Consider the following 25,881-nt stretch of genomic DNA (forward strand, 5'->3'; position numbering starts at 1 on the left):
GCACCGGCCGGGAAGGGGTGGACGGCGTGACCGTGCACGACCCCACCCACCTGCGCTCGCCCGTGGACCCCGACGAACCGACGCCCCCCGCCCCGCCCGGGCCGGCCCGCCCAGGTCCGTTGCGCTCGACGGTCGCGGCCCTGCGCAACCTCTGGCGGCAGCTGACGAGCATGCGCACGGCCCTGGTGCTGCTGTTCCTGCTCGCCTTGGCCTCACTGCCGGGGGCGCTGCTACCCCAGTGGTCGCTGAACTCGGCCAAGACCGCGCAGTACATCACCGACCACCCGACCATCGGTCCGCTGCTCGACCGGACGGGGTTCTTCGAGGTCTTCGGCTCGCCCTGGTACGCCGCGATCTACCTGCTGCTGTTCACCTCGCTCATCGGGTGCGTCCTGCCCCGGTCGTGGACGTTCGTCGAGCAGATCCGCGCCCAGCCCGTCGTCACGCCGCGCAACCTGTCCCGGCTGCCGCACCACGCCGAGCACACCGTGGCCGCGGCCCCGGACGCCGCCGCCGACCGCATCGCGGCCGGCCTGCGGGGCTGGCGGATCGCCCGGCGTCCGGAGATCGCCGCCGACGGCACGGCCGGTGTCACTCTCTCGGCTGAGAAGGGCTTCCTCCGCGAGGTCGGCAACCTGGTCTTCCACCTCTCGCTGGTGGGCCTGCTCATCGCCGTGGCGGTGGGCAAGCTGGTCGGGTACGAGGGGTCGGTCATCGTCACCGGCGGCGACCAGTTCTGTTCCGGGTCACCCGCCTCCTACGACAACTTCCGGCCCGGGCTGCTCGTCAACGGCACCGACCTGTCGCCGTTCTGCGTCGACGTCGACTCGTTCTCCTCGTCCTACAACCCGCAGGGGCAGGCCCTGGACTACAGCGCGGACGTCCGGTACGCCTCGGGCGCCGCTCTGGCGTCGGGCAGCCCCGCGGCCGACTGGCCGCAGGCCACCCTGCGGGTCAACGATCCGCTGCGACTGGACGGCGAGCGGCTGTACCTGCTCGGCCACGGGTTCACTCCGACGTTCTCGGTGACCTTCCCCGACGGTCAGGTCCGGGACTACGCCGAACCGTTCAAGCCGACCCCGAACGACCCGAACTTCACGTCCGAGGGCGCGATCAAGATCACCGATCCGCCCGGGGTCAGCGGGGACGACCTGCTGCGCAACCAGCTCGCCATCGTCGGCATCTTCGCGCCGGACGCCCTCGTCCACGGCGGCGTCATGACCTCGCAGTTCCCGGCGGCCCGCAATCCCGGCGTCGCCATCGACGTCTACCGCGGCGATCTCGGGCTCGAGACGGGAAGGTCGCAGTCGGTCTTCTCGATCGACACCCGGCAGGTCGACAAGGGCGCTCTGGTCCGTGAGGCCCGGCAGAACCTGACGGTCGGTCAGTCGATCACCCTGGACGACGGCACGGCGATCACCTTCACGGGCTACAAGGAATGGGTGTCGTTGCAGACGTCCTACGACCCGGCCCAGGGCTGGGCGCTGGTGTTCTCGGTGACCCTGCTCATCGGCCTGATGATGTCGTTGGTCATCAAACGACGTCGGGTGTGGTTCCGGCTGCATCCGGACGGCGGCGCGAACCGTACCGTGGTGCAGGTCGGTGGGCTGGCCCGCACCGATCAGGCCGGATACGGCGAGGAGTTCGAGCGGTTGTCCGAGCTGGCGCGCAGCGCCGGCGGGGCGACCGCGGCGGTCGGCCCCCGGTCGAGCGGTGACAGCAGGAGAGAGAGCGGCGGATGAACCAGACCCTGTCGACGGTGTCCGACCTGGCGTTCGAGGCGGCCCTGGCCGGCTACATCATGGCCTTCGTCTGTTACGCCGTGGAGTTGGCGTCCCGCCGCGGGAGCGACGCGACCCCGGCCGAGGCCGCCAGCGCGGCCCGGCGGGCCGCCCGGCGCGGCGGCACCGACACCCTGACCCGTCCGGACACGGCGATCGGCCACGTCCAGGGACGGAGCCGGCCGGCCTGGGGCGAGCGCTTCGGCCGGGCCGCGGTGCTCGTCACCGTGATCGCGGCGGCGGCCAACGTGCTGTCCATCGTGACCCGCGGCCTGTCCGTCGGTCGTCTGCCGCTGGGCAACATGTACGAGTTCACCTCGGCGATCTGCGCGGTCGCCGTCCTGGTCTGGCTGGTGGTGCTGGCCCGCACCGGCGCCCGCGGGCTCGGGGTGGTCGTCATGCTGCCGGTGACGATCCTCGCCGGGGTGGCCTTCTCCACCCTGTACGTGCCGGCCGCCCCGGTCGTCCCGGCGCTGAACTCGTACTGGAAGTGGATCCACGTCAGCACGGTCGCCATCTCGAGCAGCGTGCTGATGGTCAGCGGTGCCGCCTCCGTGCTCTACCTGGTGCGGCGCCGGGCCGAGTCGCGGGGCGAGAACACCGGCGGCGGGCTGGTCGACCGACTGCCGTCGCTGGCCACCCTGGACCGCATCGCCTACCGGACCGCCATCGTCGCCTTCCCGCTGTTCACCTTCGCGGTCATCGCCGGAGCCTTGTGGGCCGAGGTCGCCTGGGGCCGCTACTGGGGTTGGGATCCGAAGGAGACCGGGGCGTTCATCACCTGGGTCGTCTACGCGTCCTACCTGCACGCCCGGTCGACCGCCGGTTGGCGCGGGGCGCGCTCGGCGTGGATCAGCGTCATCGGGTTCGCGACGATCATCTTCAACCTGTTCTTCATCAACATGGTCATCTCCGGCCTGCACTCCTACGCCGGGCTGAACTAGCGCAGGTTGGACGCACGAGAAGGGCCCCGGCGGAATCCGCCGGGGCCCTTCTCGATGTCGCTCGGACTAGCTGCTCTTGTCCTCGCCACGCAGCTTGCGCTGGATCTCGTTGAGGAATTCCGGGTCGTCGTCCGGGGCGAGGGTCCTGGTCCGTCCGGGGCGTTGCCCCGGTGTGCCGCCGCCCGATTGCCCCTGCCCGGCCGCTCGCGCCCCGATGCCACGCCAGGCCAGCGCGATCACCAGGACCGTGACGGCGATTGCCACCAGCATGTACATCCGGTCACCTCCCGTTTGTCTCTCCAGAGTACGCACATCCCACCGGGTGCGAACCGGAAAGCGAACCCCCGTGAAGAGTGACGAAAAGGGGGAACTCCGGCCGGACGACCCTCCCCACCAGCACGGTCGGGGCTGATCCGACCGCATCGGGTGTGACGCTGCCGCCGGACGGGTCGTCTCGGACCGGGCGGCCCGGGATCGGACGACGAAGGCCCCGGGGAGCGGATGCTCTCCGGGGCCTTCGTGATCGGCGGTACCGCGCTCAGGCGGTCGACTGCGACGCCGGGATCGTGAGATCGGCCAGCAGAGCGCTGACCTCCGACTCACGGAACCGACGATGTCCACCCGGGGTGCGGATGGAACCGATGCGTCCGGCGGACGCCCACCGCGTCACCGTCTTCGGATCGACTCGGAACATGAGCGCCACTTCCCCTGGGGTCAGTAGTCGCTCGGTCTCCATGGTCACACTGCCACCTCCATATCGGGCCCCGACTGGCCGCGTGACGCCGGCAGGCGTCTGTCCCATTGTGCGGCATTCATGCCGGTTCATCGAGGGGGAGACGATGATGAATCCGTCGGAGAGTAGTCAAAGAGGCCTGCTGGTTGCGGTACGTGTCTACGCATGGGGTTCTCGACTCACCCGCAGAGGTGAAGCAGTGTTCACAAAGACTATGCCGGGAGGCTTAGTTGCTTGCGTAATGACGGCAGGCGGCCGATCGGATGCCTCCCTTTGGTTGTACAGCCAAGTACTGCCGGGGGTCAGATGCCCAGATAGGCGAGGCCGCGAGAATCACTACGGTGGTCCGGGTGTGTCGCGGCCTCGCGCACCCGGACGAATCGGAGACAACGATGGACGCGGTCGATCGTCGGCTCGTCGACGCGCTGCGCGCGGACGGCCGGGCCAGCTACGCCGAACTCGGCCGGCTGGTCGGGTTGTCCTCGTCCACCGTCCACGAGCGGGTGGCCAAGCTGGAGGCCGCCGGGGTGATCCGCGGGTACACCGCCCTCGTGCGCCCGGACGCCATCGGACTGGGCGTCACGGCGCTGATCGGCGTGGAACCCAGCGAGAACATCCGGGACGAGGAGATCGGGCGTGCCCTGGACGCACTGCCCGAGGTCGAGAGCTGCTGGGCGGTCGCCGGCGACCAGGCGTTCATGATCCAGGTCAGGGTGGCCAGCGTCGACGAACTGCACAGCACCGTGCTGCGGCTGCGGGAGATCACCGGGGTCGCCCGGACCCACACCACCGTCGTCCTGGCCACCCGGTTCGAGCAGCGGTCGGTCCCCCGGGGGACCACGGAATAGAGCGTCCCCACCTCGGGGGCACGCTTATCGTGGGTGTCGTGACGTCTCCGTCCTCACCCGACCCGGCAGCCACGCCGGGGCCCGGCACCCCGGCCGCGGACCGGCAGCCACCCCTGGCCATGTCCCTGTTGGCTTACACCGGCCTCCGGCTGCTGCTGGTGGCCGTGCTGACCGCGGTGCTGATGATCTTCATGCCGTTGATCGTGGCGCTGCTGTTCGCCTTCGTCCTGCAGCTGCCACTGGCCTGGGTGCTCTTCGGGCGGTGGCGCCGGCAGGTCAACGACGCGATGGCCCGGGCGACCGCCACGCGGCGCAGCGAACGCGCCCGCCTGCAGGGGGCGCTGACCGGGGAGGGGGCCTTCGAGACGCCGTCCGACGAGGCCGACACCGCCCGTCGGGACGCTCCTCCGCCGCGCTCCTGACCCCGAGCCCACCCGGCCGGGGATCGTCGACCCGCCGGTCGCCCGGCAGGCCCGCGGCGGTCTCTACGCTCCGGGTATGAACGGTGACACCGAACGCGACCGCTTCGACGCCGACCGGCGGGCCTGGGTGGCCCGGGCGGTCCGGGCCATCGACGCGGACGCCCAGCGCAGCGCGGACACCCACCTCCTGCGGTTCCCGCTGCCCGACCTGTTCGCCGCGGACGGCATCGAGCTGTACCTGAAGGACGAGAGCACCCACCCGACCGGTTCGCTCAAGCACCGCCTCGCTCGCTCGCTGTTCCTCTACGCGTTGTGCAACGGCTGGCTCACCGAGGGCACCACCGTCATCGAGGCCTCCAGTGGCTCCACCGCCGTGTCCGAGGCGTACTTCGCCCGGATGATCGGCCTGCCGTTCGTCGCCGTCATGCCGTCCCGGACGTCGCGGGAGAAGATCGCGCTCATCGAGGCCCAGGGCGGCCGCTGCCACCTCGTGGACGACCCGGCGGCCATCTACGCCGAGTCGCAGCGGCTGGCCGCCGAGTGCGGCGGTCACTACATGGACCAGTTCACCCACGCCGAGCGGGCCACCGACTGGCGGGGCAACAACAACATCGCCGAGTCGATCTGGGCCCAGCTGCGCCTGGAGCCGCACCCGGATCCGGCCTGGTTGGTGATCGGCGCCGGGACCGGCGGTACGAGCGCGACCATCGGCCGGTACATCCGTTATCGCGGGCGGGGCACCCGGCTGTGCGTCCCCGACCCGGAGGGGTCGGCGTTCTACGACGCCTGGTGCAACGACGACCCGACCCGCACCGCCCCGGGGTCACGTATCGAGGGCATCGGACGGCCGCGGGTGGAGCCCTCGTTCGTCGGGCAGGTGATCGACCGGATGGTCCGTGTCCCGGACGCGGCCTCGGTCGGCGCGATGCGGGAGGGGGCTTTGGCCCTCGGCCGGCCGATGGGTCCCTCGACCGGCACCAACCTGTGGGCCGCGTTCGGGCTCATCGCCGAGATGCGCGCGGCCGGCGTGGCCGGGTCGGTCGTCACGCTGCTCTGCGATTCCGGCGACCGGTACGCCAACACCTACAACGACGACGCCTGGGTGGCGGCGCAGGGCTGGGACATCGCCCCGACCCGGGCCGTGGTCGCCGAGTTCCTGCAGTCCGGCCGGTGGCGCCCGTGACCGGCGTGACCGACCCGCTGACGGCGATCTCGACCCGCCGCGCGGACCTGCTGGCCGACGTGGAACGGCTGGTGCGGTGCGAGTCGCCGTCCTCCGACCTGGCCGCCGTCGCCCGTAGCGCCGAGGTGGTCGCGGCCGTCCTGCGCGACCGGTTGCCCGGCGACCCCGAGGTGCTGGACGTCGACGGCTGCCGTCACGTGCGGTGGCGGTCCGGTCCCGGGCCGACCCGGGTGCTGGTCCTGGCCCACCACGACACGGTCTGGCCGCTCGGCACCCTGGACCGGCTGCCGTTCGCCATCGACGAGGCCGCCGGGACGCTGCGCGGGCCGGGCACGGTCGACATGAAGGCGGGCCTGGCGCAGGCCGTGCACGCCCTGGCCGTGCTCGCCGACGACCCGGTGGGCGTGCCGGACGGGGTGACGGTGCTGGTCACCGGGGACGAGGAGATCGGTTCGACGACGTCGCGGGCGCTCATCGAGGCCGAGGCGTTGCGCGGGGCGGGTCCGGGTGGTGCGGCGACCGCGGTCCTGGTGCTGGAGGGTTCCGGACCGCATGGCGCGATCAAGACCGGCCGGAAGGGGACCGCGACCTACCACCTGACGGTGACCGGTCGGGCGTCGCACGCGGGGGTCGCCCCGGAGCGGGGGATCAACGCGGTCGTCGAACTCGCCCACGTCGTGCTGGCCGTGCTGGACACCGCGGACGCCGACCGCGGGACGACGGTCACGCCGACGGTCGTCCGCGGTGGTTCGGCCACCAACACGGTGCCGGCGAGCGCCACCGTGGGGGTCGACGTGCGCTGCTGGACGATCGCCGAGCAGGACCGTGTCGACCGTGACCTGCGGGCCATCGGGGCCACGCTGCCCGGGGCGCGGATCGAGGTCGACGGCCGGCCCAACCGCCCGCCGATGGAGCGGGCGGTCAGCGCCGACCTGTTCACCCGGGCGCAGGCCGTGGCCGCGCGGGCCGGACTGCCGGTTCCGGCCGAGTGCGCGGTGGGCGGCGGCTCGGACGGCAACTTCACCGCCGCGCTGGGGGTGCCGACCCTGGACGGGCTGGGGGCGGCCGGCGGGGGCGCACACGCCGATGACGAGCACGTCGACCTCGGCTCGCTGCTGCCCCGGACGGCGCTGCTCGTCGCCCTGCTGCGGAACCTGCTCGCGTGACCGGCGCCGACCCCGGGACTGATTCCGGAGCGGAGCCGTGGCTGACCGCCACGGCCGCGGCCGGCCGGGCCGGTGTCCGCGTCCGACCGCTGACCAACCGGGACGACCTGGTGGCCGCGGGCACCCTGCTGAACCGCGTCTGGGGCGTCGACCCCGACGGACCCGGGGGCTCGGAACTGCAACCGCACCTGCTGCGGGCGCTGGAGCACAGCGGCAACTACGTGCAGGGCGCGGCGCTGAGCCCGGCTGCGGCGACGAACGGTGACGTCCACGGCCACGCGGGCCCGCTGGTCGGTGCGTCCATCGCCTTCCTGGGCCGGACCGACGGGCAGTGGTCCCTGCATTCGCACATTACCGGCGTGCTCGGCGAGCAGGCCTCGCGTGGCGTCGGGGCGGCGCTCAAGTGGCACCAGCGGGCCTGGTGCCTGGACCGCGGGATCGGGCTGGTGACCTGGACGTTCGATCCGCTGATCGCCCGGAACGCCTGGTTCAACCTGGGGCGGCTCGGGGCCCGGCCGGCCGAGTACCTCGTCGACTTCTACGGGCCGATGAGCGACGGTCGCAACCAGGGGCAGCCGACGGACCGGCTCGGCATGGTCTGGGATCTGCACGCCCCGTCGACCCTGGCCGCGGCCGCCGCTCTGCGGTCCGGGGGGCCCGTCCGGGCCGCGTCCGGTGATCTCGTCGACCCGCCGCAGCGCTGGCTCGGATCCGGCCCGGACGGGGGACCGGTCGACGCGGTCGACACCGACGGCGGGTTGCCGGCCCCCCGCTCGGCCGAGGACGACGCGGTGATCGCCGTCCCGGACGACGCCGAAGAGCTGTGGCGGAGCGACCCGGACGCGGCCGGCCGGTGGCGGCTCGCGGTGCGTGGCGTGCTCGGTGCGGCCGTGGCCGATCCGCGGTGGGCGGTGACCGCGTTCCGGCCCCGGGTGGGCTATGTGGTCACCGCCGTGGCAGCCTCGGGCCAGTCCCGGCTCGCGGCGTCGGGTTCGGAGAGGGAGGAACCGACCGGATGAAGATCACCGGGGTGGAACTGCGGACCGTGCGGATGCCGCTGGTCAGTCCGTTCGAGACATCGTTCGGGGTGCAGCGCGAGCGGCTCGCGGTGCTGGTCCGGGTGGTCGGCACGGTGTCCGGTGCGGCGGCCGGCGGCGACCGCAAGGGCCGCGAGGTGCAGGGGTGGGGCGAGTGCGTGGCCATGGAGGCCCCGCTCTACAACTCCGAGTACGCGGCCGGATCGCTGGAGGTGCTGCGCCGCTACCTGGTGCCGCTGCTGTTCCGGGAGGTCGAGCGCACCGGCGGGGTGACGGCCGAGAACGTCGAGTCCGTGCTCGCCCCGGTCGTCGGCCACCGGATGGCCAAGGGCGCGTTGGAGATGGCTGTCCTGGACGCGCAACTGCGGGGGAGCGGCACGTCCTTCGCGTCGTATCTCGGGGCCGTGCGGGACACCGTCCCGTCCGGGGTGTCGGTCGGCATCCAGCCGTCGGTCAACGCGCTGCTCGACGTGGTCGGCGAGTACGTCACCCAGGGCTACGCCCGGGTCAAGCTCAAGATCCGCCCCGGCTGGGACGTCGTCCCGGTGGAGGCCGTCCGCAACCGGTTCGGTGATCTGCTGGCCCTGCAGGTCGACGCGAACGCCGCCTACTCGCTGGCCGACGTCCGGACGCTGGCCCGGCTCGACGAGTTCGACCTGCTCCTGCTGGAGCAGCCGCTGGCCCGCGACGACCTGCGTCAGCACGCTGAGCTGGCCACCCGGCTGCGCACCCCGGTGTGCCTGGACGAGTCGATCACCTCGGTGCGGGCGGCAGCGGACGCGATCGCCCTGCGGGCCTGCCGGGTCGTCAACATCAAGGCCGGCCGGGTCGGCGGGTACCTGACGGCCCGCCGGGTGCACGACCTGTGCCTGGCCAACGGGGTGCCGGTGTGGTGCGGCGGCATGTTGGAGACCGGTCTCGGCCGGGCGGCCAACGCCGCACTGGCCGCCCTGCCCGGATTCACGCTGCCCGGTGACGTCTCCGGTTCCGACCGCTTCTACGAGCGGGACATCACCGAGCCGATCGTGATGGACGACGGCCAGGTGGCGGTGCCGACGGGGGCCGGTCTGGGTGTCGAACCGATCAAGGACGTCCTCGAACGGTTCACGGTGGCCACCGAGTGGGTGCAGGCGGACTGAGTCAGGGCGCGCCGGGGCCGTCGAAGACCAGGCCGATCGTCAGCAGCACGGCGTAGACGAACTCGAGCCGTCCGGTCGCACCCAGGACGGCGATGAGGTCGCGACCCTTCGCTCCACCGAGGACGGCCCGCACGGGCGGGACGGCCAGCGGCAGGGACAGCAGCGCCAGCAGGCACCACGGGTGACCGATGCCGACGACCAGGACCGCGAGGTAGGCCCCGGCGATGAGCAGGGCGAACACCTTGCGACTCAGGGGCTCGCCGAGCAGCACGGCCAGGGTGCGTTTGCCCACGTCGGCGTCGGTGTGCACGTCGCGCAGGTTGTTGGCCATCAGCAACGCGCACGCCAGCAGACCGATGCCGATCGCCCCGGCCCACGCGGACACCGACAGCGTGCCGGCCTGCACGAACGTGGTGCCGAGCACGGCCACCAGACCGAAGAAGGTGAAGACGAACACCTCGCCGAGCCCGGTGTAGCCGTACGGGCGCGGTCCGCCCGTGTAGAACCAGGCCGCGGCGACACTGGCCGCGCCGATCGGCACCAGCCACCAGGACGAAACGGCGGCCAGCACCAGTCCGGCGACGGCGGCGAGGCCGAAGCAGCCGAACGCGGCCAGCTTGACCACCCGCGGCTGCGCTGCGCGTGACCCGACCAGCCGGAACGGACCGACCCGGGCGTCGTCGGTGCCGCGGATGCCGTCGGAGTAGTCGTTGGCGTAGTTGACGCCCACCTGCAGGGCCAGGGCGACGATCAGGGCGAGCAGCGCCCGCCACCAGAAGAACCCGCCGAGGGCGTATCCGGCGCCGCAGCCGACCAGGACGGGCGCGACCGCCGCGGGCAGGGTGCGGGGTCGAGCAGCGGAGATCCATTGACGGGTGCTGGCCACGTGGATCGACCCTACTGGGCGAAACGGATACTGGACGGCGATGTCCACACCCCCGCGTCCATACCGCCCGGTCGTGCCCCTGCCCCTGCCGCCCGGCCCGGCGGTGCTCGACCTGCTGCCGCAGCTCGCCGACGCCCTGGCCGGTCGCGGGCCTGCCCGGCTGCCGGTCCCGGCCGACGACCCGGCGGCCGCGGCCCGGCTGGTCGACGCCCTGGCCGGCGGCCCGCTCGGGCCCGGCGAGGACGACCCGGCCGACCCGACCGCCTTCGTCGTCGGCACGTCGGGCTCGACCGGCCCACCCAAGGGCGCCCTGCTCCCGGTGTCGGCCCTGGCCGCGTCGGCGGCCGCCACCACCGACCGCCTGGCCGGCGGTGCCGCGGCCCCGGGAACCTGGTTGTTGACGGTCCCGCCGCACCACGTCGCCGGGCTGCAGGTGCTGCTGCGGTCGCTGGTCGCCGGGACCGAGCCGGTGGTGCTGGCCCCGCCGTTCCGGGCGGACCGGTTCGCCCGGGCGGTGGCGCGGCTGCCCGCCGGTCCCCGGTACGTCTCCCTGGTGCCCACCCAGCTGTCCCGGGTGCTCGCGGACCCGACGGCTACCGCGGCGCTGGCCACCTTCACGGCCGTCCTGGTCGGCGGGGCCGCCACCGACCCCGTCCTGCTGGCCGCGGCCCGAACGGCCGGCGCCCGGGTGGTGACGACCTACGGGATGAGCGAGACCTGCGGTGGCTGCGTCTACGACGGGGTCCCGCTGGCCGGCGTGCGCGCCGAGCTGCTGCCCGGCGGGGAGGAACCGGCGACGGACGGGGTGGGCCGGGTCCGCCTGCGTGGCCCCGTGGTCGCCCGCGGGTACCGGGGACGGCCCGCCGACCCGGCGTTCGGGAGCGACGACGAGGGACGGTGGTTCGCCACGGCCGATCTGGCCCGCTGGTCCACCGACGGTCACCTGCAGGTGATCGGCCGGGTGGACGACGTTCTGGTCACCGGTGGCGAGAAGGTGCACCCGGTGCTGGTGGAGACCGCGGTGGCCGGGGTCGCCGGCGTCGGCGCCGTGGTGGTGGTGGGCGTCCCCGACGCACGGTGGGGTCAGCGGGTCGTCGCCGTGGTCGTCACGGACGGGGGCGACGGGCCGGACGAACAGGCGATCGCCACCGCGGCCCGGACGGCCGGGGGCCGGGCCGCGGTGCCCCGGATGGTGCTGACGATCGACGAGCTGCCGTTGCGGGGACCGGGCAAACCCGACCGGACGGCGTTGACGGCCTGGGCGACGCAGCGGGTGGATCGCGATGGCTGAGACCGTGGCGGGGTTCCCGCCGCCGTTGGACCGGCGGCCGACCAAGGCCGAGCTGCTCACCTATGTCGGTGCCACGGTCGCCGACCTGCTGCCCGACCCGCTGCGGCTGCTGTTCGTGGGCATCAACCCGGGGCTGTGGACGGCGGCCGTCGACGCCCATTTCGCGCGGCCGGGCAACCGGTTCTGGCCGGCCCTGCACCGGGCCGGCATCCTCCCGCACGTGGTGGACGTCAGCCGGGGGATGGCCGCCGCCGATCGCGCGCTGCTGGTCGATCGCGGCATCGGCATCACCAACATGGTCCCGGTGGCCTCGGCCCGGGCGGACGAGCTGACCCGGGAGCAGGTCCGCGCCGGGGCGCAGCGGCTCGTGGAGCTGGTGAACGAGCGCAACCCCCGGGTGGTGGCCGTCCTCGGCGTCACCAGTTATCGGACGGCGTTCGCCCGGCCCCGCACGCGCACCGGGCTCCAGGAGGATCCGCCGCCGGGGGTCCGCGCGGACGGGCCGCAGTGGTGGGTGCTGCCCAACCCGAGTGGTCTGAACGCCCACGACACGGTGGACAGCCTGGCTGCGGCCTACCGGCGGGCCGCGGTCGCCGCCGGCGTGCTGCCGGTCACCGGCGCGGACGCCCGGTCGCCTGTCGGAGCGCGGCCCGGTGACCACCCGTCCGACGCGCCCGGCACCCCGGCGGAGTGATTCGGCGGACTCGAGGTGTGGGACGGTCGACCGTCGGTGACAGTGGGATGCGCAGAGGGCCGGCCGGTCGCGGCCGTCGTGGGGGAGGGTCCGTGGACCATCGGGAAGAGTCGTCGGCCGGGTCCGACCGGCCGGCCGACGCCGGCATGACCGCGGTGGTCGACCCGGTGACCGAACCGTTCGCGGCGGTCCGTCCCGACCCGGCCTCGGCGGCATCCGCCGGTGTGGAGCCCCGAGCCGACGCCGGCCTGGGGACCTGGACGTTCACCGACGCGATGGTCGGCCTGGGGGCGGTGCTGCTGGCCAGCGCGGTGATCAGCGCCGGGGTGCAGATCGCCGTCGACAGCGGCCTGCCCCGGGGGCCGTGGCTGCCGCTCTTCGGGTTGTTGCCGGTGTGGATCGGTCTGCTGGGCACCACGGTCTGGGCCTGCCGTCGGCACGGTTCCGGCAGTCTGGTGACCGATCTCGGGCTGCGGGTCCGCTGGTCGGACCTGGCCGTCGGGGTCGGCATGGCCATCGCCGGCCGCATCGTCGCCGCCCTGATCGCGGTACTCGTCGTCGGGGTCACCCGGCAACCGGCGGAATCCAACCTGCAGGATCTCGTCGGCCCGGGTCTGGGCCAGACCGGGTGGTTGATCGTCTACACGGTCGCCATCGCGGTGGTCGGCCCGATCATCGAGGAGGTCTTCTTCCGGGGGCTGGCGCTGCGCTCGGCCCTGGCTTCGCTCAGCCGGTCGCAGCGTCCACGGTTCGCGACCCCGGCGGCCCGGCAACGGTTCGCCGCGCTGCTGACGGCGGGCCTGTTCGCCGCGCTGCACCTGCCCGAGGTCCAGAGCCTGACCATGCTGCTGATCCTCATGCCGTCGCTGTTCTTCTTCGGGTGGATGGTGGCCCGCTGGACCATGTGGTCCGGCCGGCTGGGCGGGGCGATCGTGGCCCACATCGGCTTCAACGCCGTGGCCGCGGGAGTGCTGCTGTGGAGTGGTCTGGGCCGGTGACGTGGACGCGGTGAGCGGGGTGCTGCTGGCGGCGGTGGTCGAGACGGCCGTCCCGTTCGCGGTGCCGCTGCGGCACCGTTTCCGGGGCGTCACCGTCCGCGAGGGTGTGCTGCTCCGTGGGCCGGCGGGGTGGGGCGAGTTCGCGCCTTTCCGGGAGTACGACGACGCCGCCTGCGTGCCCTGGCTGCGGGCCGCGGTGGACAGCGCGACCCGGCCCTGGCCGGTCCCGGTGCACGACCGGGTGCCGGTCAACACCATCGTCCCGGTCGTCGCGCCGGACGTCGCCGCCGCCGAGGTCGCCGCCTCGGGCTGCCGCACGGCGAAAGTGAAGGTGGCCGACGTCCGGTCCACCCCGGCCGAGGACCTGGACCGGCTGCGGGCGGTCCACGAGGTGCTGGGGCCGCAGGGGCACATCCGGCTGGACGCCAACGCCGCCTGGACGGTCGATGAGGCGGTGGCGTTCCTGAAGGCCGCGCAGGACGCGATCGGTGAGATCGAGTACGTCGAGCAGCCGTGTCAGTCCCTGGCCGAGCTCACCGAGGTCCGGCGGCGGGCTGCCGTCCGGGTCGCCGCCGACGAGTCGATCCGGCTGACCGCGGAGGATGCCCGGGCGTCCGTGCTGGAGCGGTTGGCCGACAGCGTCGACGTGGCGATCGTGAAGGTCGGACCGCTCGGTGGGGTGCGGGCCGCGACCCGCGTCGCGCAGTGGGGGCTGCCCGTGGTGGTGTCGTCGGCGGTGGACACGTCGGTGGGCCTGGCCGCCGGGGTCGCGGCGGCCGCCTCGCTTCCGGAGCTGCGGCATGCGTGCGGTCTGGGGACGCGAATGCTGCTCGACGGGGACGTCAGCCGCGTGCAGGTGCGCCCGGAGGACGGCTGGCTGCCCTGGTTCCCGGCCGCCCCGGAGCCCGACCTGCGCGATGCCGTCCGGCCCGCCCCCGCCGACGCGCAGTGGTGGCAGGCCCGGCTGCGGCGGGTGGCCGCCCTGCTGGGAGCTGCCCCGAACGGGTGAATTCCCGGAATTGTTTCTCGTCGCTCACTTTCTCGGCCACGTCGGTGACGTGGCTTTCTGTAGGGCCCCTGGCGGGCGTCTGTGAATGGCCTGGACGACGCTCGATATCCGAGCCTTGAGACGGCAACCGCGTTCTGCCTATCTTTTCGACGGCGCCGTGATGACACGGTGACCTGAAATCGGAACACCTCCCGCGGCACCGTCGACGGCCGCCCGCAGACGCGGGAGTTCCTTCGTCGCAGATCAGAGAAAGGGTGGGCGGCCGCGCGAACCATTGTCGCGTCCGGCGGATCCGGAGGGATATCGATGACCGCAGTTGTGACCGAGAACGTCGACCGCGCCCGTTCGTCGTCCGTGGGCCGGTGGGTCAAGCGGACCGCCGTACTGGGTGTCTTCGCCGGGGCCGGTGTCTTCGCCGTGGCCCTGCCCGCGTCGGCCGCCACCACCGACACGTGGGACGCCGTCGCCCAGTGCGAGAGCAGCGGCAACTGGTCGATCAACACCGGCAACGGCTATTACGGGGGGCTGCAGTTCGCCCAGTCGACGTGGGAGGAGTACGGCGGCACCGCGTACGCCGCCCGTGCCGACCTGGCGACCAAGGAGCAGCAGATCGCCATCGCCGAGCGCACCCTGGCCGGTCAGGGCTGGGCCGCCTGGGCCTGCGCCGATGACGTCGGCGCGAGCGGGTCGGGCGACAGTTCCGCCACGGCAGATGGTTCCAGCGCCACCAGCACCGTTGCGGCCGACTCGACGACCACCGAGGACAGCACCACGACGGTGACCTCCGACGAGGCGACGGCGGACACCGGCGGCTCGGGCGTCAGTACGACCTCCGACGACGCGGCCGCCCCGACCGATCGCGGTGACCGGGGCGGCCGGTCCGACGCGGGCTCGGGGGAGCGACCCGATGGCGCTCCCGCCGACCGCGGGGCGGACCGTAGTGCTGGGGCGGGTTCTGGTGGCCCGGGCACGGGCGGCGGCCACTGCGCCCGCTGACCGGATCATCGGGCCGGTGATGGCCGGTCCCGGTGCGCAACCTTGGCGCCGCGGTTCCCGGTGGTCGGTCGGGAGCCGCGGCGTCAGCCGGTCAGCCGGGCGTCGTCCGGCGGTGATCCTCGGCGAGCTGGACGAGCCCGGGAAGTCGGTGGGCCGGCATCCCGGGCAGCGGCACGATCCGGCCGTCGGCCAGCCGAGCCCGTAGGCATTCGCGTGACGCGGAAAGGTCGACCTCCTGGATGGCGACGACATGTCCCCAGGAAAATCGGGAGAATCTGCGGGGCAGGATGATCCCGCTGCGGCGCACAATGGCGGCGGGCAGCAGACCGGCAGCGAAAAGGAAAAGTCCGCCGGCCACGTTCCACCAATTGTGCTCGCGTCCGAGAAATCCGATGAACACGAGGATGCCGCCCAGCAGGAACGGGATCGCGCTTTCGTGCCAGGGCGCCCGGTAGAGCCCGAGGGCGCGGTCACCAGCGCGGCGGGATTCCATACCGGCCACGGTAGGCGGCCGGACCGGGGGTCGAAGCCGGGACCGGCGCCGCGCGATGTGATCACGCGACGCCGGTCCGGTTCGGGCGGCACCTACTCGCTCGAGACCAATCGGATCTCGGCGGGGATGTTGCCGCGGGTGGCCCGGCTGTACGGGCAGCGCTCGTGCGCCGCCTCGAGCAGTTCCTGGCCGAGGGTGTCCTCGACACCCGGGATCTCCGCCTCGATCGTGGCGGCGAGGTGGAAACCGTCCTCGCCGCCCCCCGACAGACCGATCGTGACGGAGACCGCGGAGTCGGTGACGTCCACGCGGCGCCGACGGGCAACGGTCCGCAGCGCGTTGTGGAAACAGGCTGCATAGCCGGCGGCGAACAGCTGTTCCGGGTTGGTGCCGGGGCCGTCGTCGCCGCCCATGTCGGCGGGCATCGACAGGTCGGCGGTGAACCGGCCGTCGGCGGACTCGACGTGGCCGAGCCGGCCGCCCCAGGCGGTGGCGGTGGTGCGGTAAAGAGTCTTCACAGCAGTGCCTCCCAGGCTGATGGCGGACGGCGGGCCGCGGTGGCGCGACAGTCCTGACCCGAAGGTGGGGAACCCGCCGGCCGCCCGCGCTGTTGGAGCGACGCGGCGGACTCCCCACCAGCTCGTCGGGTCAGCTGACCAGCGCGGCGTCCAGGGTGATCTCGACGCCGGTGAGGGCCTTGGAGATGGGGCAGCTGGCCTTGGCCTGCTCGGCGACCTCGATGAACTGCTTCTCATCCAGGCCCTCGACCTCGCCGCGGACGGTGAGCTTGATGCCGGTCAGCTTGAAGCCGCCGCCGACCTTGTCCGGCCCGAGGGCGACGTCGGCGGTGACCTCGACGGCCTGCGGGGTGCCGCCGGCCTCGGCGATCAGCGCGGAGAACTGCATGGCGTAGCAGGACGAGTGGGCTGCGGCGACGAGCTCCTCGGGGCTGGTGGCGCCACCGGCCTCGTCGGCGGCGCGCTTCGGGAACGAGACGTCGTAGGTGCCGACCTGCGAGCTGGTGAGCTCGACCTTGCCGGAACCGTCCTGCAGGCCGCCGATCCAGTCGGTGCGAGCGGTGCGAGTGGGCACGTTCTCCTCCTTGGAGTGGGTCCGTCGGCGAGGTGCCGACGGGGTGATGCGGTGAGTGGTGCTGATGGGTGGTGCGAGCCACCGGGTCAATCACCCGTGGCGGGATGCTCCACACCGCGGGATGCGGTGGTGCAGCGGACGTGTGGTGGTCAGGTGACCGCGGCCCGGCCGGATTCGGCGGTGCTGGTACGCACCGCGTCGGCCAGGACGTCGACCTGGGTGCGGAGGGCCTCGAGGTCACCGAGGGTCAGGCCGGTGGACGCGCAGATGGATGACGGGATGTCGGCGGCACGCTGCCGCAGGGCGCTCCCGGCGGGAGTGAGCTCGACCAGGACGGATCGCTCGTCGTCGACCCGTCGACGCCGGTTCACCAGCCCCGTCGATTCCAGCCGTTTGAGCAGCGGCGAGAGTGTCCCGGAGTCGAGCTGCAGCCGCCGGCCCAGGTCGCGGACCGAGATGTCGCCGTGCTGCCACAGCACGATCATCACCAGGTACTGCGGATACGTCAGGCCGAGGGGGGCCAGCAGTTCGCGGTACTTGGCGGTCAGTGCGCGGGAGGCGCTGTAGAGCGCGAAGCACACCATCTCGTCGAGGCCGGCCGTCAGGGGCTGGCTTCCGGCGAGCGGGGCCTGGGGCCCGGGTGTCTGCGAACTCATGTCTCAGACCCTAGCACGGTTGTGAGCAATTGCAACGTGCACAACTAGATTTTTCACAACCAAATTGGCTCGAACGCGTCTGCCGTCCCGCGGGGACGTTCCGCCCGGGGGTCGGCTGGGCAGAATGAGGGGGTGAACCCGTCGACCGCTCTCGGTCGGGTGCTGGTCGACGAGCTGATCCACGCCGGCGTCACCGACGTCGTGCTGTGCGCCGGCTCGCGCAACGCCCCGCTGTCCCTTGCCGTCTCCGATGCCGAGCGCGACGGTCGTCTGCGCCTGCACGTCCGGCTCGACGAGCGGACCGCCGGTTTCCTGGCCCTGGGGTTGGCCCGGGCGACCGGTCGACCCGCCGCCGTCGTCACCACGTCCGGGTCCGCGGTCGTCAACCTGCACCCGGCCGTCGTCGAGGCCCACCACGACGGGGTGGCGCTCGTCCTGCTCACCGCCGACCGGCCGCCCTGGCTGCGCGGAGTGGGGGCCAATCAGGTCATCGACCAACGGTCGGTCTTCGGGGCCGAGCTCCGGTTCTTCACCGAGTTCGCGGTGGCCGGGCGGCAGGCCGGCCAGGTCGCCGGGTGGCGGGCGACGGTCGATCGCGCGGTCGCCCAGGCCCGGGGGGCCGGCGGCCGGCCGGGGCCCGTCCAGCTCAACGTGCCACTGTCCGAGCCCCTGCTCCCGGACCTGGACGACGGGACGGAGGCGTGGCCGGAGCCGTTGTCGGGCAACCCGCGCCGTCCCGGGGTGTGGACGGAACTCCGCTTCGAGTCGACGAGCGACGTCTTCGATCGCGAGCCGGCGGTGCCGGCGGCCGAGCCCGGCGAGAAGGTGCTGTACATCGCGGCTCTGACGTCGTCGTGGGCGGCCCGTGTCGCCCGGGCGGGTGGTCTGGTGATCTCCGAGGCCGGGGGACTGGCCGGGCCGGACGTGATCCCCGGTGGGGTCGCGGTTCTCGACGCCGGGGTGCCTGCGGAACTGCGTCCGGACCGGGTGATCGTGCTGGGCCGCCCGACGCTGTTCCGGGGGGTCAGCCGGCTGCTGGCCGATTCGGCGGTCGTCGTCGACGTGGTGGGCGATCCGAGCTGGTACCCCGACCCGGCGGCCCGGGCCCGTGTCGTCGCCCCCGGTCTGCCGTCGCCGACCCCGTCGCCGCCCGCCTGGGCCGGGGCCTGGCGGGCGGCCGGCCGGGCCGCCGTCGCTGCTCAGGAGCGGGTGCTGGCCGAGGTCGCCGACGGGCCGATCGCCTCGGCCCGGCTGGCCCGGGAGCTCACCCGTGTGCTGCCGGCGGACTCGACGTTGCTGCTCGGGTCCTCCCAGCCGCCGCGGGACATCGGTCGCTTCGCGGTGGTCCGCCCCGACATCCGGGTGGTCGCCAATCGCGGCGTCGCCGGCATCGACGGCCTGGTGTCCACGGCCGTCGGCGTCGCGCTCGGGACGGACGGCCCGACGGTCGCGCTGCTCGGTGACCTCACCCTGTTGCACGATCACACCGGCCTGATGATCGGTCCCTTGGACCGGCGGCCCGACCTGGCCATCGTGATCAGCAGCAACGACGGCGGGGCCATCTTCGGCGGGTTGGAGAGCGGGGACGAACAGCACGCCCACGCCTTCGAACGGGTCTTCGGGACCCCGCATGGGGTGTCGATCCGCGAGTTGGCCGCCGCGACCGGCTGCGACTACCGGAGCGTGGAGGCCGCGGCGGGTGACGATCTCGCCGTCGCGTTGGCGGATGCTCTGGACGGGGTGCGCGGCATCCGCATCGTCGAGGTGCCCACCGGGCGGGCCGACGTCCGTGGGTTGTCGCGGCGGACGTCGGCGGAGGTCGGCGACGCGGTGCGAGAAGCCCTGCCGTCCGCCGGGATGAGGACGTCCCCGTCCCGGGCAGAGGGGTGAGCCGGGACGTGTCCGGCGTCTCCGGTGCGGTTCACGACGCCCTGACCCAGCAGCGGTGTCGGGTGCGCTTCGACTGGGGACCGACCGCGGCCGAGACGGCCGCCGTGACGGCGCCTGTCGTCGTCGTGGTCGACGTGCTTTCGTTCACCACCACCGTCTGCGTCGCCGTCGAACGAGGCATCACCGTGCTGCCGTACGCCGGGTCCGACGACGATGCCCGGAGCTACGCACGAGACCATGGGGCTCGGCTGGCGGCGGGTCGCTCCGCGGGCCTGTCGCCGGCCGCCGTAGCCACAGCGCCGACCCCCGACCGGGTGGTGGTGCCGTCGCCGAATGGCTCCGCCATCTCGTATCGCCTGCGCGCCAGTGGGTCTCGTGTCTTGGCCGGCTGTCTGGGCAACCGGTCCGCCGTGGCCGGGGTGTTGGCGGCAGCGCTGTCCGCGGGCGCTTCCGTGGCCGTCATCGCGGCGGGAGAGCGCTGGCCGGACGATTCCCTCCGGCCGTGCGTCGAGGACCTCTGGGGGGCCGGAGCGATCCTCGGCCGGCTGCCGCGCTCGCTGCTGTCGCCCGAAGCCGCCGTGGCGGCGGACGCTTTCGCGGCCGTCGCCGGGTCGCTGCCCCGTGGTCTGGCGGACTGTGCGGGGGGTCGGGAGTTGGCGGCCCGGGGGTTCGCGGCGGATGTCGACCGAGCCGCGTGCGTCGATGACATCGCGGTGGTTCCCGAGCTGGTCGGTGACGAGTTCCGCCGCTGGGAGGAGCCCGGGTTCGAGCCGGGCGGCCGGCGGTGCTGACGGAGGGCGTCAGCCGGCGGTACAGGCCCGTAGTGGATCGGGACGACGATCCGCGGTGCGCACACCCCGGGGTCTCGTACCGGGGTTCCCGGAGTGCGCCGCCGGTGACCGGCCCCCAGTGCGGTCGCCCCGCGGAAGCGGGTTGCTGGTGCTGCTCGGCTGAACCGCAGGGGTCGCCGTCCTGATCAGGCGCTCGGCCCGATCAGTAGCTGCCCGGCTGCGTAGTCCCAGGCGACCGTCCGTCCGTAGAAGAACGGAAGTCCGGTGTTGAAGGGGTCTCCGGAGCCCAGTTCCGACAGCTTGACCGCGTCGGTGCCGACGATCTGACCGGTGGTGAACGACCACAGGGGAGCCGCGCCGGGGAGTCCGATCGCGATGGGCAGGCCCGACGGAAGGATCGTGTGTACCGGGCCGAAGCTGGCGTAGGTGGTCGCGTCCAGGGCGGGGGTGCCGTTTCCGGTGTCCAGGACCGTTCCCGCGCAGCTCGGCGCCTGGCCGCCGATCGTCCAGCACATCTCCACGTGCTGGGCGAAAGCCGGGTATCCGGCGGGCGCCGACGACGGGGGCGTCTGAGAGACGAGTGGCACCGAGGTGGCGGATGCCGGTGCGGTGACCGGACCGAGGGTCCACGTGCCGGGCGAGCCGGCGGCCGCGTCGATCTGGAGCGTCGACCCGGTGTTCAACGGGGCAGCCAGTTGCAGGCTGGGGGACATCAGACCCGCAGTAGACGTCCCGGAGGTGGCGATCCCCAGGATGCCGTGCATCCCCCCGGTGAAAGCCGTTGTCGCCGAGGACGGGTCGACCAGCCCGACGATGATGGGGGGAGTGTTCACGCTGCCCATCCCGACCACTGCGGTGGCCAGTGAGCCGGACACCGCGCCGCCGGCGTAGTCCTGGCTGAGGGTGCCGCTCGCCGCCGTCACTCCCGGGCCGACCAGTGAGGAATCGACGAGCAGTCCGGACGACCCGGTGTCGAGGAGGACCGGAATCGGATCGCCACCACCGACGGTGACCTCCACCGAGACGACGTTGCCCGAGCCGGTCGAGCTGGTCGTGATCGGGATGGCGACACTCGCACCGGTGGCGGCCAGTCCGACTCCGCTGGACGACGAGGGCGACCGTGGACTGGCCGTGGTCGCCGTTGGCATCCCGTTCGAGCAGGCGGCCAGCGCCACCATCAGGAGAACCGCCAGACCTACCTGGGTTCGCCGCCCGCGGCTCGGCTGAGGCCCTCGGCCTGGTCGTGCAGTATGTCGTCGCATGAAGCGCCCCCCGGCACCGCTGACGCCGTTCCCATCGGGCGTCGATGTGTCGACGACGGTAGGGCTGCGACATCCAGAGTTGTTCCGCCGCCGCACACTGGCCCCGAAGGTGTCCGCGGACGGCGACGCTTGACCCCTTCACTCCGGACGGTTGCCCAGCCCACCGCCCCGGCGTTTCCGACCGCCTCCCGCTCGGCGGGTTCTGCCGTTCGGAAGGCGGCGCCGATCAGCGCAGGTCACCGAGCGGCGGCGGGAAGCAGGTATTTGAACCCGACGTGCGAGTCGACGAAACCGAGTCGCAGGTAGAACCGGCGGGCGTCGGTGCGGGCGGCATCCGAAGTGAGTTGCACCAGGCCGGCACCGAGTTGCACGGCGGCATCGTGCATCACCCAGCGCAGGAGGGCCGCGCCGATGCCGGCCGATCGCTCCGAGCTCGCCACCCGGACGGCTTCGACGATGACCCGGTCACTGCCCAGCCTGGACATGCCCGGGATCAGGGTCAATTGCAAGGTGCCGATGACCTGACCCTCACGTTCAGCGATGACGAGGTCGTTGCCCGGATCGGCGAGGACCCGCTGCAGCGCGGCGGCGTAGATCGGCTCGTCCTGCGGGTCGATCACGTCTCCGCGCCGGGCGCCGACGGCGTCGTCGGCGAGCAGCGTCATGATCGTGCGGACGTCGTCGGGGCGCGCCCGGCGGATGGTCAGCGGGCCAGCTGGAGTGTGGACGGCGACGGGTACGGCGAGGCGATCAAGCACGGCTGAGTATCTCCCGGGGGCGGTGGTGACTGCAGGTTCCTCGGGCGCGAACCGCCCTCGCGATGACCCTAGCAGAACGTGTGTTCGTATTAGACATGTGTTCGTTCATACGGCTATGATGAGGCATGTTTGTAGCAGACTCGCCGCTGGCGCAGTGGCGTTCCGCCGTGACGGCGGCCCCGGCGTCCGAGCTGTCCCCGTTGTTGGGGTTGCGTCCGGAGCGTCCGGTGGGGTGTTCGGCGCGGGAGTGGGCCAACGTGCTGCTGGATGCGGTGATCGCCCGGCAGCGATGGGTGGCCTATGAGTCGGCGCAGCAGGTTCATGACCTGGTCGAGTTGTCCGCCGCGGCCGGGGAGGACCCGGGCGGGGTGGAGGAGTTCCTGGCCACCGAACTGGCTCTGGCGCTCGGGGTGGCTGAATCGACGGCGGGCCGGTATCTGCTGGAGGCGGCGGAGTTGACCGCCCGCTGCCCGGCCACTCTGCACGCTCTGGAGCAGGGCCGGATCTCGCCGGGGAAGGCGTCGGTGATCTGCCGGGGCACCGCTGACCTGACCGGCGAGGTGACCGCCCAGGTGGAGGCGGATGTCCTCCCGGCCGCTGGGTCGTCGACGGTGCCGGGTTTGCGGAACGCGGTGGCCCGGTCGGTGATTCGCCGGGATCCCGACGGGGCGCAGCGCCGCCACGAGCAGGCCCGCCGCCGTCGCTTTGTGTCCCGGCGTAGTGACCTGGATGGGATGGCCTGTCTGTCGTTGTACGGCACCGCGCAGGATGTCGCGGTGATCTGGGATTGCCTGACCGCCGCCGCCGACGCCGCCCGCACCGATGGCGATGACCGGTCGATCGGGGAACGGCGGGTCGATGCCCTGGTCGACGTGTGCACCGACATCCTCGACCGCGGCCTCCTGCCCACCGACCAGCCCCTACCGACCACCCAGCGGCGCCGACCCCACCTGCTGGTCACCCTCCCCGCCACCGCTCTACTCGACCCCGACGCCGCCCGCGGACAGGTCGCCGAACTCATCGGGCACGGACCCATCACCCCCGCCCAGGCCCGGGTCATCGCCGCCGACGCCACCTGGCGGCGCCTGGTCTGCGACCCCACCACCGGAGCCCTGCTCGACTACGGCCGCACCACCTACACCCCACCCACAGCGCTCACCGACTTCGTCCTCACCAGAGATGCCACCTGCGTGATGCCGGGCTGCCGGCAACCCGCCCACCGCTGCGACATCGACCACCGCGAACCCTTCCACCCCGGCCACACCACCGGCGGTGACACCTCCGCCGACAACCTGGCCGTCCTATGCCGCCGCCACCACCGCGCCAAAGACACCGGCGGCTACCAACTGCGCCGCGCCCCCGACGGCGACCACCACTGGACCACCCCCCTCGGCCGCACCTACACCCGAGCGCACACCCGACACTGGGAGCCACCCGAAACCCGCACCCACAGAGCGCATCTCGCCAGGACGGGGTACGACGGAGACTCGCCCCCGTTCTGAGCCGCGGTGTCAGCCTTTTTGATGACCGACAGTCGGACTCGATGCCCTGGAATGAGACCGTGCATCAGGAGTAATGCGCATGGCAGTGTCGGACCGATGGATCACCAGACCAGGACGTCCGCGGCAATGGCTGTCGTGCGTGCGCGTTCCCAACCGGGTTCGCCGGTGTCTCGAGACATGCGGATCTGCGTGCACTTTCATCCGGACCACCGATCCGCGGACGGTCGCACCGCCCTGGAATCAATTCTCGACTCCCATCGCTATCTGTCCCAGTTCGTCACCGGTAGCAGCAACGGCGGACTGACCGCCCATCCCGGCGGCGACCGTTGGCGCTGGGAATCAGAGCTTTTCGACGGTGCCTACGACGACGCCCCGCCGGTCGACAGACCGGTCTACGGCGCGTTGGCCGTGGACGACGATCATTACGGGCCGTCCCCTCGATTCGGGTCCTGCTACATGCGGTTGCGCCGATCGGTCGTCGACCGGACCACCTTTGCCTACCCCGACAGTGCTTTACAGCCAGTAGCTTTCGGTGTCGCCGAGCGGATGGGACTGGCGCCCCTGCTTCGGCATGCTCCGATGCGCGATCCGCTCGACCGCTACATCGAAGCCCACGTCCACGGCGGTGTCACCGTTCCCGGTGACGTCGAAGCACTGGTCATCGACCCCGCCTACCGCGACACCATCGGTGTCACCAGCGCCGTGACCCGGGGCATCCTCGTCGAACACCACGGCGGCTACGCCCTCGATGTCGAGACCCTCACCGAGCAGGTCGAATATCGAGGACCGGAAATCGCCGAGGCAGCGGGACGTCTCGGGGTAGATGGGCCGGTGACCCCGCCGGATCTGGCGCGGGCCCGGAGGTCCGGCACGGTCGACCCCCAGATGCTGAAGCTCCTGTGGCACTGCCTGGCCCGGTACGGGCGCATCGACGGCCCGCCGATCGCCTAGTGCAGGCGGTTCTCCAACGCGTCCCGCATCGGGATCATCTTGACCGCGGCCTCCCGGGCCTCGGTCCCGGGATCGGACTCGGCGACGATCCCGCAGCCCGCCTGCAGCCGGACGTCCTGACCGTCGACGTGGGCGCAGCGCAGGGCGATGCCCAGTTCGCCGTCGCCGTCGGCGGTGATCCACCCCACCGGCGCGGCGTAACGGCCCCGGCCGGCCGGTTCCAGTTCGCGGATGACCGCCCGGGCCACCTCGGTCGGGGCGCCGCCGACCGCGGCCGTCGGGTGCAGGGCGGCGGCCAGGGTCAGGGCCGACGGGGCGTCCTTGCCGGCGGCTCCGGCCCGCAACGTCCCGACCAGTGTCGTCGACAGGTGCGTCAGATTGGCCAGCACCAGCGGCTCGGGGTCGGGGATGGTCAACTCGTCGCAGACCGCCGACAGCACCTGCGCGACCGACCGCACCGCGTACCCGTGTTCGGCGACGTTCTTGGCCGTCCCCAGCGACCCGCCCGTCACCTCGGCCCGGCCGTGCCACGTCGTCCCGGCCAGCACGCGGGAGGTCACCGTGCCGCCCTGTCGACGCAACAACAACTCGGGGGTGGCGCCGACCAGCCCGTCGACCGCGAACGTCCAGCAGTCCGGGTACCGCCGCGCCAGGTGATGCAGCAGGAAGCGTTCGTCCACCGGCCGCCCCGTGGTCGCCCGCAGCTCCTGAGCGATGACCACCTTGTCGAGGTCGCCGCGACGGATACGCCGACCGGCCTCCTGCACCGCGGCGGTGTACCCGGCGATCGCGGCGTCCGGCTCCTGATAGGTCACCGCGCCGGGCGAGCGGACCGGTCGGGCCGGGCCGAACCCGCTCAGGGGGGACGCGGTCCGGGCCAGGGCGTCGTACGCGGACCCGTCGATGGCGGTGACGAAGTCGCGCCCGGCGAACCGCCCCCGCACCACCTGCGGCACCACGGCCACCGACGGGTCGCCGTCGTCGAACCCGAGGGAGACGAACGCGACCAGACCGCTGCCGCGGACACCGACCTGGTCGTCGACCGCCAGACCCGCGGCCAGCTCGTCGAACCAGCGGCCGATTTGCTCCGCCGCATCAGGGCCGGTCACCACCAGACGGGCGTACTCACCCCAGCCGACCAGACCCTCCTCGCGATCGGACGGGCCGGCCGCGGCACCCTCGGTCGCACCGGGGCCGGACCCGCGGCGGACGAAGGACAGCGCACCGCGCGGACTCGGCAGGGAGTCCAGGAGCGGGCCCGCGGCGGCCACCGGTCGGGAGACGACGGTGGTCGTCGCCCGGGCGGCGGGCGCGGCAGTCACGAGGCCAACATAGTCGGTCGGACAGGTCCATCCGGGT

Annotated in this window: 27 protein-coding genes; 17 read left to right on the top strand and 10 right to left on the bottom strand. The window is 72.7% G+C overall.

All coding sequences use genetic code 11. From position 1 onward, the window contains the following. The first annotated feature begins 26 nt into the window (after positions 1–26). Positions 27–1,742 carry a cytochrome c biogenesis protein ResB gene (resB, locus tag FDO65_RS13610; protein WP_240757609.1) on the top strand — a complete coding sequence of 572 codons (1,716 nt, stop codon included), beginning with the start codon at positions 27–29 and terminating at the stop codon, positions 1,740–1,742. After that, on the top strand, positions 1,739–2,725 hold the full coding sequence (gene ccsB / locus FDO65_RS13615; protein WP_137450236.1) for a c-type cytochrome biogenesis protein CcsB: 987 nt from the start codon (positions 1,739–1,741) through the stop codon (positions 2,723–2,725). The genes resB and ccsB overlap by 4 nt, the downstream gene beginning before the upstream one ends. 66 nt (positions 2,726–2,791) lie before the next feature. Here the strand turns inward: ccsB and FDO65_RS13620 are convergent, their stop codons facing one another. Both FDO65_RS13620 and FDO65_RS13625 read right to left on the bottom strand, forming a co-directional pair. Further along, on the bottom strand, positions 2,792–3,001 hold the full coding sequence (locus FDO65_RS13620; RefSeq protein WP_137450237.1) for a hypothetical protein: 210 nt from the start codon (positions 2,999–3,001) through the stop codon (positions 2,792–2,794). Between the two features lie 262 nt (positions 3,002–3,263). After that, a complete protein-coding gene (locus FDO65_RS13625) occupies positions 3,264–3,461 on the bottom strand; it encodes a BldC family transcriptional regulator (protein WP_137450656.1) in 198 nt (65 codons plus the stop codon). Between the two features lie 389 nt (positions 3,462–3,850). On the opposite strand from FDO65_RS13625, the gene FDO65_RS13630 reads away from it, so the two are divergent. From FDO65_RS13630 to menC, 6 genes are all read left to right on the top strand, one after another. Next, positions 3,851–4,306 carry an Lrp/AsnC family transcriptional regulator gene (locus FDO65_RS13630; RefSeq protein ID WP_137450238.1) on the top strand — a complete coding sequence of 152 codons (456 nt, stop codon included), beginning with the start codon at positions 3,851–3,853 and terminating at the stop codon, positions 4,304–4,306. A 38-nt stretch (positions 4,307–4,344) separates the two neighbouring features. Next, positions 4,345–4,728: a DUF4229 domain-containing protein gene (locus FDO65_RS13635; protein ID WP_137450239.1), complete on the top strand. Its 384-nt coding sequence runs from the start codon at positions 4,345–4,347 to the stop codon at positions 4,726–4,728. 76 nt (positions 4,729–4,804) lie between these two features. Next, positions 4,805–5,911 carry an L-cysteine desulfhydrase Cds1 gene (cds1, locus tag FDO65_RS13640; protein ID WP_137450240.1) on the top strand — a complete coding sequence of 369 codons (1,107 nt, stop codon included), beginning with the start codon at positions 4,805–4,807 and terminating at the stop codon, positions 5,909–5,911. Continuing rightward, positions 5,908–7,077 carry a M20/M25/M40 family metallo-hydrolase gene (locus tag FDO65_RS13645; protein ID WP_240757610.1) on the top strand — a complete coding sequence of 390 codons (1,170 nt, stop codon included), beginning with the start codon at positions 5,908–5,910 and terminating at the stop codon, positions 7,075–7,077. Before cds1 ends, FDO65_RS13645 begins: the two co-directional genes overlap by 4 nt. After that, positions 7,074–8,096 carry a GNAT family N-acetyltransferase gene (locus FDO65_RS13650; RefSeq protein ID WP_137450241.1) on the top strand — a complete coding sequence of 341 codons (1,023 nt, stop codon included), beginning with the start codon at positions 7,074–7,076 and terminating at the stop codon, positions 8,094–8,096. The genes FDO65_RS13645 and FDO65_RS13650 overlap by 4 nt, the downstream gene beginning before the upstream one ends. Beyond that, positions 8,093–9,253, top strand: a complete 1,161-nt coding sequence (gene menC / locus FDO65_RS13655) for an o-succinylbenzoate synthase (protein WP_137450242.1) — start codon at positions 8,093–8,095, stop codon at positions 9,251–9,253. The genes FDO65_RS13650 and menC overlap by 4 nt, the downstream gene beginning before the upstream one ends. Position 9,254: 1 nt before the next feature. On the opposite strand, the gene FDO65_RS13660 is transcribed toward menC, so the two are convergent. Next, positions 9,255–10,139 carry a 1,4-dihydroxy-2-naphthoate polyprenyltransferase gene (locus FDO65_RS13660; protein ID WP_137450243.1) on the bottom strand — a complete coding sequence of 295 codons (885 nt, stop codon included), beginning with the start codon at positions 10,137–10,139 and terminating at the stop codon, positions 9,255–9,257. Positions 10,140–10,212: 73 nt separating this feature from the next. On the opposite strand from FDO65_RS13660, the gene menE reads away from it, so the two are divergent. The 5 genes from menE to FDO65_RS23100 all read left to right on the top strand — a co-directional run bounded on the left by menE (position 10,213) and on the right by FDO65_RS23100 (position 15,127). Further along, the gene (gene menE, locus FDO65_RS13665) at positions 10,213–11,430 is read left to right on the top strand and encodes an o-succinylbenzoate--CoA ligase (RefSeq protein ID WP_240757611.1); all 1,218 of its coding nucleotides are present in this window, start codon (positions 10,213–10,215) and stop codon (positions 11,428–11,430) included. Further along, on the top strand, positions 11,423–12,124 hold the full coding sequence (locus tag FDO65_RS13670) for a mismatch-specific DNA-glycosylase (protein ID WP_137450245.1): 702 nt from the start codon (positions 11,423–11,425) through the stop codon (positions 12,122–12,124). The genes menE and FDO65_RS13670 overlap by 8 nt, the downstream gene beginning before the upstream one ends. Before the next feature lie 92 nt (positions 12,125–12,216). Continuing rightward, positions 12,217–13,122, top strand: a complete 906-nt coding sequence (locus tag FDO65_RS13675; protein WP_166442189.1) for a CPBP family intramembrane glutamic endopeptidase — start codon at positions 12,217–12,219, stop codon at positions 13,120–13,122. A gap of 10 nt (positions 13,123–13,132) precedes the next feature. Continuing rightward, on the top strand, positions 13,133–14,131 hold the full coding sequence (locus tag FDO65_RS13680) for an o-succinylbenzoate synthase (protein ID WP_240757612.1): 999 nt from the start codon (positions 13,133–13,135) through the stop codon (positions 14,129–14,131). A 306-nt stretch (positions 14,132–14,437) separates the two neighbouring features. Then, positions 14,438–15,127 (top strand): transglycosylase family protein, encoded by a 690-nt coding sequence (locus tag FDO65_RS23100; RefSeq protein WP_137450247.1) that lies wholly within the window; start codon positions 14,438–14,440, stop codon positions 15,125–15,127. Between the two features lie 91 nt (positions 15,128–15,218). Here the strand turns inward: FDO65_RS23100 and FDO65_RS13690 are convergent, their stop codons facing one another. From FDO65_RS13690 to FDO65_RS23105, 4 genes are all read right to left on the bottom strand, one after another. Next, a complete protein-coding gene (locus FDO65_RS13690; protein ID WP_137450248.1) occupies positions 15,219–15,620 on the bottom strand; it encodes a hypothetical protein in 402 nt (133 codons plus the stop codon). Positions 15,621–15,712: 92 nt separating this feature from the next. Then, the gene (locus FDO65_RS22550) at positions 15,713–16,138 is read right to left on the bottom strand and encodes an organic hydroperoxide resistance protein (protein WP_205850027.1); all 426 of its coding nucleotides are present in this window, start codon (positions 16,136–16,138) and stop codon (positions 15,713–15,715) included. A 130-nt stretch (positions 16,139–16,268) separates the two neighbouring features. Continuing rightward, a complete protein-coding gene (locus FDO65_RS13700) occupies positions 16,269–16,712 on the bottom strand; it encodes an OsmC family peroxiredoxin (RefSeq protein ID WP_137450250.1) in 444 nt (147 codons plus the stop codon). Between the two features lie 149 nt (positions 16,713–16,861). Then, complete coding sequence (locus FDO65_RS23105) at positions 16,862–17,368, bottom strand: MarR family winged helix-turn-helix transcriptional regulator (protein WP_137450251.1); 507 nt, start codon at positions 17,366–17,368, stop codon at positions 16,862–16,864. 132 nt (positions 17,369–17,500) lie between these two features. On the opposite strand from FDO65_RS23105, the gene menD reads away from it, so the two are divergent. Together menD and FDO65_RS13715 are read left to right on the top strand one after the other, a co-directional pair. Further along, on the top strand, positions 17,501–19,258 hold the full coding sequence (gene menD, locus FDO65_RS13710; RefSeq protein WP_137450252.1) for a 2-succinyl-5-enolpyruvyl-6-hydroxy-3-cyclohexene-1-carboxylic-acid synthase: 1,758 nt from the start codon (positions 17,501–17,503) through the stop codon (positions 19,256–19,258). An 8-nt stretch (positions 19,259–19,266) separates the two neighbouring features. Beyond that, on the top strand, positions 19,267–20,049 hold the full coding sequence (locus FDO65_RS13715) for a 2-phosphosulfolactate phosphatase (protein WP_205850028.1): 783 nt from the start codon (positions 19,267–19,269) through the stop codon (positions 20,047–20,049). 185 nt (positions 20,050–20,234) lie between these two features. On the opposite strand, the gene FDO65_RS13720 is transcribed toward FDO65_RS13715, so the two are convergent. Next, complete coding sequence (locus FDO65_RS13720; protein ID WP_137450253.1) at positions 20,235–21,227, bottom strand: pepsin/retropepsin-like aspartic protease family protein; 993 nt, start codon at positions 21,225–21,227, stop codon at positions 20,235–20,237. 320 nt (positions 21,228–21,547) lie between these two features. Beyond that, positions 21,548–22,069, bottom strand: a complete 522-nt coding sequence (locus tag FDO65_RS13725; protein ID WP_137450254.1) for a GNAT family N-acetyltransferase — start codon at positions 22,067–22,069, stop codon at positions 21,548–21,550. A gap of 125 nt (positions 22,070–22,194) precedes the next feature. On the opposite strand from FDO65_RS13725, the gene FDO65_RS13730 reads away from it, so the two are divergent. Beyond that, positions 22,195–23,571 carry an HNH endonuclease signature motif containing protein gene (locus FDO65_RS13730; protein WP_137450255.1) on the top strand — a complete coding sequence of 459 codons (1,377 nt, stop codon included), beginning with the start codon at positions 22,195–22,197 and terminating at the stop codon, positions 23,569–23,571. A gap of 189 nt (positions 23,572–23,760) precedes the next feature. Continuing rightward, a complete protein-coding gene (locus FDO65_RS13735; protein WP_205850029.1) occupies positions 23,761–24,522 on the top strand; it encodes a DUF3626 domain-containing protein in 762 nt (253 codons plus the stop codon). Here the strand turns inward: FDO65_RS13735 and FDO65_RS13740 are convergent. Next, entirely contained in the window at positions 24,519–25,844 is a 1,326-nt protein-coding gene (locus FDO65_RS13740; RefSeq protein WP_205850030.1) for an isochorismate synthase, read from the bottom strand. The two genes, FDO65_RS13735 and FDO65_RS13740, sit on opposite strands and share 4 nt — an antisense overlap. Between the last annotated feature and the right edge of the window lie 37 nt (positions 25,845–25,881).

It is taken from the genome of Nakamurella flava, from assembly GCF_005298075.1.
Lineage (GTDB): Bacteria > Actinomycetota > Actinomycetes > Mycobacteriales > Nakamurellaceae > Nakamurella > Nakamurella flava.